Genomic DNA, 7752 nt, shown 5'->3' with positions numbered 1-7752 from the left:
AGTTCGGTTTAAACCAGAGGCAGTCAGCACCATTCATAACGAAGCCCTAACATTTGTTAGGGCTTTTTTATTTCTCAGATTAATATGCTAACCCGAAAAATAAGCAGGTCGCCAGTTCGGTTTAAACCAAAAGCAATCGGCAGCATTTATAAGAAAACCCTAATATTTGTTAATGCTTTTTTATTTCTCAGGTTATATGCCCCCCCAAAAAATAAGCAGGTTGCCAGTTCAGTTTAAACCACAGACAGACTGTAGCATTTATAACGCCTCCCCTATCGGGCATTTTTGTATTTAAAATTTATAGAGATATGTTAAGTCACCAATTAGTGTTAGACCAAAGGCAGTAGGCAGTATCTTTCTAAGAAGGCGATCAGTTTTTACTATTGATGAAGTTTTTTATTTATCGATTGTTAGATCTAAAAGAAACTTCATCAATATTAATTAGAGTGCTTATTATCATTAAAGCAGATTAACTGTTTATAAATTAGCTTTAGATATCAAGCTCCCTTAATACCTGACCATCTAATCAAGTAGCATTTATAGAACCTTTAGTTATAGTGTAATAAAAGCAGTTTTTAAATGGCTAATATATTGTTATATTGTCACGGTTTTAATTCAATAACTGCTATTAGTGACTATTCAAAACAAGAATGATGAATTTCTTATGCGAATCTACCTTAATAAGAACGTTCTCAGCATCTAAAACTGGTCCTTAGCCATAGTGGTAATACATTTATTCATACTATGTGATTCCGAGCATTAAAACCCTGAATCATTTCAGAGTTTTAATTAACTAGAACAACAAGATAAGAAAATAAACATGAAATTTAAAATTATTAAAGCGTTTGCTGTAATATTTTTGCCGCTTTCAATTGCGTCATCAGTTAATGCATCAGCGATTAAACAAACCAAAGGCGATTTTGAAGACAAATTTCGTCAATTAGAGGAAGTTCTTCCTACCCCTAATGTTTACCGAAATGCTGCAGGGGAACCAGGTGAGAATTATTGGCAACAAAAAGTTGACTACAAAATCAAAGTGTCACTTGATGAAGAAAAGCGTCGTTTAACAGCCAGTGAAAAAATTACATACCAAAATAACTCCCCGTATCAGTTAAAATATTTATGGGTACAATTAGATCAAAATATCTTCAAAGAAGACTCTATCGCCAATATGGCAAACAACTTTGGTGGTATTGGTCGTCGTGGTCCTTATACAAAAACAGGTGATGCACAAACACCGGCAAAAATTAGCTTAGGTGAGTTACGTCGCCAGCAATTTATGGCTGATAACGAATTAGGTTATGAGATCAGTGCAATTAAAGATAGTAGAGGCAAAAAGCTAGACTTTACTGTTGTTGGTACACAAATGCGTATCGACTTACCTAAGCCTTTAAAACCTGGCGATAATGTTGAATTTTCTATAAATTTCGCTTTCAACATTGTTGAAGAAGATGCGGTATCGGCACGTTCAGGCTACGAGCATTTTGAAAAAGACGAACGCGAAGGTGGTAATGACATTTTCTTACTTGCACAGTGGTTCCCTCGCCTTCATGCTTATACAGATTACGAAGGTTGGAATAACAAAGAATTTTTAGGTCGTGGTGAGTTCACGCTAGAGTTTGGTGATTATGAAGTAGAGATTGAAGTTCCTGCTGATCATATCGTTAGCTCAACAGGTAAATTAACTAACCCTAAAGATGTTTTAACTAGAACACAGCGTAATCGTTTAGAAGACGCTAAAACAGCTAAACGTCCAGTATTTATTGTTACTGAAGAAGAAGCTTTAGAGAACGAGAAAGAAGGTACAAACAAGCGCAAAACGTGGAAGTTTAAAGCTGATAATGTTCGTGACTTTGCTTGGGCTTCTTCGCGTAAGTTTATGTGGGATGCTAAAGGTTATAAACAAGGTGGCGACGATATGCCATTTGTTATGGCAATGTCTTTCTACCCTAAAGAAGGTGGAGATCTTTGGAAGAAGTACTCTACGGAATCTATTGTTCATACAATGGAAGTTTACTCTCGTTACTCGTTTGACTACCCATACCCAACAGCACAATCAGTTAATGGTCCTGTAGGCGGTATGGAATATCCGATGATCACTTTTAATGGTCCTCGTACTGAATTACAAGACGATGGTTCACGCACTTATTCACAAGCTGAAAAACGTTTCTTAATTGGTGTTGTAATTCATGAAGTAGGTCACATTTATTTCCCAATGGTAGTTAACTCTGATGAGCGTCAATGGACTTGGATGGATGAAGGTTTAAACAGCTTTTTAGATGGCGTAGCTGGGCGTGAATGGGATCCTACAATTCCATGGGGTGTTGAGCCTCGTGATATTACTGGTTATATGAAGTCTCAAAACCAGGTACCAATTATGACGCAATCTGATAGCGTTTTACGTTTAGGTCCTAATGCTTATACAAAACCAGCTGCTGCACTTAACATTTTACGAGAAGTTATTTTAGGTCGTGAATTATTTGATTTTGCTTTCAAAGAATATGCTACTCGTTGGAAGTTTAAACGCCCTACCCCATCTGATTTTTTCCGTACAATGGAAGAAGCATCTGGTGTTGATTTAGATTGGTTCTGGCGTGGCTGGTTTTACTCTACAGATCATGTAGATATCTCAATAGATAAAGTATATAAAATGCGTTTAGATACTCATAACCCAGATATTGATTATGGCCGTTTACGCCAAATCGAACTCGATAAACCTTCTTCATTATTTGTTGAGCGTAACAAAGCTGAAGGTAAAGAGTTATGGGTTGATCGTAATCCTGACGTAACAGATTTTTATGACGAAAACGACCGTTTCACCGTAACCAATAAAGAACGTAACAAGTACAACAAATTCTTAAAAGGTTTAAAGCCGTGGGAAGTTAAAGCACTTGAGCGTGCAGTTAAAGAAGATAAAAATTATTACGTATTAGAATTCTCAAATCTTGGTGGTTTAGTTATGCCAATTATTTTAGAACTAACGTATAAAGATGGTTCAAAAGAAAGTCAGTACATTCCTGCTGAAATTTGGCGTAGAACTCCAAAACATGTAAGTAAACTTGTAGTAACTGATAGCGATAAAGAGTTAGTTAGTGTTGCTGTTGATCCAGGTTGGGAAACTGCTGATGTTGACGTAGAAAATAACCACTACCCACGTCAAATCATTCCTACACGTGTTGAAGCTTATAAAGCGAAGAAGAGTACAGCTAAAGTTAGTCGCGATATCATGAAAGATATAAAAACAGAGCTTAAAACTGACGACGATGAAAAAGAAGATAAGAAGGACAACTAATGTCTAAAAGTTTTTTCATTTTTATGGCAGCTTTTTTGATGGTTTTATCAAGCATTGTTTCAACAAACATAGCGTTTGCTCACCAACAGAAAGCTGCCGAAACAACCGTTACGTTTAATAAGCGCTCTGGTCAATTAGAGGTATCGCACAGGTTTTATATGCATGACACTGAGCATGCAGTTCAGTCATTATTTGATAAGAATGCTGACATTATTAACCTAAAGAAAACACAACAGCAATTTGCTGACTATGTTGCTAAGCAATTTTTAGTTCGCACTTTAGCTGATGAAGAACTACCTTTAACTGCTGTGGGTTATGAAGTAGAAGGTAAGTTTTTCTGGGTGTATCAAGAAACAGCTATACCAACAGGATTGGATGGATTGAAGTTATTTAATGGTACATTACGCGACCTTTGGCCTACACAGATCAATATGGTTAATATTGAAGGTAAAGATGAAGTTCGTACGTTGTATTTTAGCGATAACAAAGATTGGTTAATAACTAAATTTAACTAATTGAATCTTTCTGTTTCAAGAATCTAACTAATAAAACCTCAACAGAAATGTTGAGGTTTTTTTACTTTAAACTTATAGAAAAGCTATAAATATATTACACCAGAGTTCGCACTAACTACTTATTTACAATAAAGCTAGCACCTAAAAGTTTTTCCTCATTTCCCTGCAATTCACTCTAGCATCACTTACAATAAGCTTTTTCAAAACTTAATTTTTTTATGTACATTAATCCCGCGTGGCGCATATTAACAATAGGTGACGGTGACTTATCCTTCTCTTATTCTTTATTGAAACATTACCAACCAGCAGCATTAACGGCGACAATTTTTGATGATTACGCATCTCTAGCAGATAAATACAGTGAGGATCATTACCAGCAGCTTCTTGCTCAAGGTTGTGACGTATTAACCAGTTTTGATGTAACAAATAGTCAAACATGGGAAGGATTAAATAAACACCAATTTGATGTGGTTATTTTTCAGTTTCCACTTTTGCCAGCTTTCAATTCGGTTGAAGAATTTAATCAACAATGTGGTAATAAGTTAAAGTCAGTAAGTTTAAATACTTTACACAGACGCTTACTACGTGATTACCTACTTAACTGTTTTAATGAATTCTTAGATCAAAAAGGCGCACAGCTCGCATTGATCACATCCAAAGATGTAAAACCCTATCGTCAATGGAATATAGAGCAAGCATTAACGCTAAAGACTAATATTAATTATATTGGCAGTATGCCTTTTGAGATTGAGAAGTTTCCAGGTTATAAAATTAGAAATGTTGATAGAGACAAACATGTCAAAGACACCCAAGGTATTACCTATGCTTTCAGTCGCAAAATAACAACTGAATTGGATGCACTACTATTAAAACCTGAGTATTTAAAGGCACATTATTGTGGTGCGTGTCGGGTAGGCCCATTGCATAGCGAACAAGATAAATTAAATCATATCGGCAGTAAAAGGCATCAGCAGATGCAAATATTTGAACAGCAATGGCTTGAAGATATTAAGTAAGTCAGTAACTTATATAAGAAGTCTAATTTTTATTATAATTGTAGCGCTAAGCATTCACTGTACTTTAAAAGGCTAAACCATGCAGCAACATTTACAAACCCTGATCAGCCTATTACAAAAGAACGATCTCAAGGCTATGCTTCAACATTATTTAGATTCAACTGAAATTCAAAATACAGCTCAACTAGGTTTTATGTTTCAACAGGGTGAAATAAAGTCATCTCATTTTGATTATTTTCAGCAGTTAGCTACAAGCTTCATTGAAGCAAAAGGCTTATCGAATTCTCTAATTGCTAAAATACAAACAAGTAATACCTTAAACTTCTTCACGCCAGCACTAAAATTAGCTAATAACTTTAAGAAAACCGATGAACAACAACGTAATGTGCTTCATTATTTGTTCACCAACAATAAAATACTTACAGTTGCAGGTCAGCCACCATTCAACTATTTACGTTCTCTGATGTTATTTGGTAGTAATATCACTTTATGCGATGGACTTTGCCAGCGAGACAAAGACAACCTCACCCCAATAGAAGCTTATTTATTTACAAACAAAAACGTCACGCCACTGGCTAATCATGAACTCAGTGCCCTAATCGCTTTAATAGAAATAGAACATAAGCAACAAGATGTATTACAAGATAACTACTCTTTATTTATTAAAGCCCTTAATGATATATGTAAAAGTCAGGCAGTACTCATTAATAAAGAGTTACAACGTATATTGTTAATCGCCACCTACTATAGAAAGCCGATACAACAGGTTTATGACGATATAAACCTATAAGAGGGTAAATACTAAATACATACGATGTAGTTAATGATTTCTCAATTCGAAATTTTCTTTTAGCGTGCTTGATCAGAAAATACATACAAAGGTCTATTTCTACTGGTCTAATCTTATTAAAGGATAGAGCATATTCTAAGTATTTGGTCTATTCTTATATAAATACAATAATTCATAGTAAATCCTTATTTGACAAAGACTAATTCAAAATTAAATAAATTCATGCAACGTGATGCAGCCCGATTACTTTACGGAAATGCAGTTGCAGGAATTATGATAAGTCTACTAACCTCAAGCTTCCTAGTTTTTGCCTTTAGCTACCCAAGAGTTGATCCTCTCAAAAAGATGTGGTGGTTTGGAATGTTCATCTTACTTTTATTTAGGTTTATTGATGTAATATGGTGGAAAATAAAACTACAAAACACAGAATTTGATGGTAAGAAGTCAATAACTCATTTTGTTATTGGTGCTAATATCACAGCAATCATGTGGTCTATCTATCTTGTTTATTGTACAAATCAAGTTAACGATGTTGAATTAACAACAACGATTATCGCAATTGCAGCTACAGCTGGGGGTTCTGCAACAGTGTTAGCGGCGCATAAATATACAGCTATGTTTTATCCATGCATACTGCTTGTGCCAGGCTCGATAGGTTTACTTTTATCAGAAGAAAAGTCACTTCATCTATTAGGTATACTCGGATTATCCTTTGCTTTTGTGATGCTAGTTATTTCAAGAAAATCAGCCAATTTTACAGTACATACACTTTTTCTGAAAAATGAAAACTCTGTTTTAATTGATAGTATGGAAGAAAAAGTAAAACAACGTACGCAAAGGATTTATGAGTTATCAAACCTAGATCCACTTACTCGACTTTACAACAGAACTGCTTTTTTAGAACAATTAAAACGAGTTACCACAAAATCTGAAAAACAATTTGCTCTTTTATTTATAGATTTAGACGGTTTTAAAAAAATTAATGATTCTATAGGTCATAAAGCGGGGGATGATATTTTAAGAGAAACCGCAAATAGGCTTAATCAATTTACTTCAAATACTCAATTAGTATGTCGATGGGGCGGTGACGAATTTCTCGTTGTATTTGCAGATACAGACGAAAAAAGAGCAGTTGAAAAATCGAATAAACTTATCAGCTTACTTTCCGAACCTCACACTACCGAAAATAGCATATTATCAGTTGGTGCAACTATAGGTATAGCGCTTTACCCAAATAACGCAAAAACAGAAGATCGTTTGATACAGTTGGCTGATATGGCAATGTATTATCAGAAAAAACAAATGCGTTCCGCAGTATGTGTATTTAATGAAGAAATGGAAGAACTTTTTGCTTACGATTTACATTTAAAAAATGGCCTAACTAAGGCTATTGAAAATAAAGAATTAAGGTTAGTATTTCAACCTATTATATCTTCGCAAACTCTAAAAGTAGCAGCCTTTGAAGCACTACTAAGATGGCAACTTAAAGGTAAAGACATTCCTCCAGATGAGTTTATTTCAATTTCTGAACAATATGGACTTATTCATGAAATAGGTGCTTGGGTTCTTAATCAGGCATGCTTAGAAGTGAAAAATTGGAATGCAGAGCAAGAAGTTATTGTTTGTGTCAATGTGTCTGTTATTCAATTACAAGATGATAACTTTATCAGTATTGTTGAAAACGCACTGTCTGAGAATTTAATACCTCCAGAACTTTTACATATAGAAATTACCGAATCAGTATTTGCTTCTGATTTGGTTGTTATTACCGATCAAATCAAATCGCTTCAAGCGATGGGTATTCAAGTATCTATTGATGATTTTGGTACTGGGTATTCTTCTCTTTCTGCTATGCAAGACTTAGCGGTAAACATGGTTAAAATAGACCGTTCATTTGTCAATAAAATAGATAGTAATGGCAAAGCAATTATATCGGCTGTGATGCACATGTCGGAAGCACTTAATTTTACAGTGATTGCTGAAGGTGTTGAAACTCAAGAACAGTCTCAAGCCCTATTAGATCTGGGTGTACACTATTTTCAAGGCTACCATTACTCTAGACCTTTAGAGATTAATAATATTCCTGCTTATCTAGAAGAGAACCAGAATAATACATAAAAAAGCCCCAACGATAATGTT

5 protein-coding genes are annotated in these 7752 nt (G+C 34.8%); all 5 read left to right on the top strand.

All coding sequences use genetic code 11. The annotated features are described in order from the left end of the window. Positions 1-820 precede the first annotated feature (820 nt). The 5 genes from Q5N69_RS05865 to Q5N69_RS05845 all read left to right on the top strand — a co-directional run bounded on the left by Q5N69_RS05865 (position 821) and on the right by Q5N69_RS05845 (position 7731). Entirely contained in the window at positions 821-3292 is a 2472-nt protein-coding gene (locus tag Q5N69_RS05865; RefSeq protein WP_304367929.1) for a M1 family metallopeptidase, read from the top strand. Next, positions 3292-3807: a DUF6702 family protein gene (locus Q5N69_RS05860; protein WP_304367928.1), complete on the top strand. Its 516-nt coding sequence runs from the start codon at positions 3292-3294 to the stop codon at positions 3805-3807. Before Q5N69_RS05865 ends, Q5N69_RS05860 begins: the two co-directional genes overlap by 1 nt. A 218-nt stretch (positions 3808-4025) precedes the next feature. Then, positions 4026-4823, top strand: a complete 798-nt coding sequence (locus Q5N69_RS05855; RefSeq protein WP_304367927.1) for a class I SAM-dependent methyltransferase — start codon at positions 4026-4028, stop codon at positions 4821-4823. A 79-nt stretch (positions 4824-4902) separates the two neighbouring features. Further along, positions 4903-5613, top strand: coding sequence for a hypothetical protein (locus tag Q5N69_RS05850; protein ID WP_304367926.1), 711 nt, complete (start codon positions 4903-4905; stop codon positions 5611-5613). A 222-nt stretch (positions 5614-5835) separates the two neighbouring features. Next, the gene (locus Q5N69_RS05845; protein WP_304367925.1) at positions 5836-7731 is read left to right on the top strand and encodes a bifunctional diguanylate cyclase/phosphodiesterase; all 1896 of its coding nucleotides are present in this window, start codon (positions 5836-5838) and stop codon (positions 7729-7731) included. Positions 7732-7752: the final 21 nt, after the last annotated feature.

The sequence above is a fragment of the Pseudocolwellia sp. AS88 genome, assembly GCF_030551755.1.
Classification (GTDB): Bacteria; Pseudomonadota; Gammaproteobacteria; order Enterobacterales; family Alteromonadaceae; genus Pseudocolwellia.
This window is presented reverse-complemented; position numbering and strand designations above follow the sequence as displayed.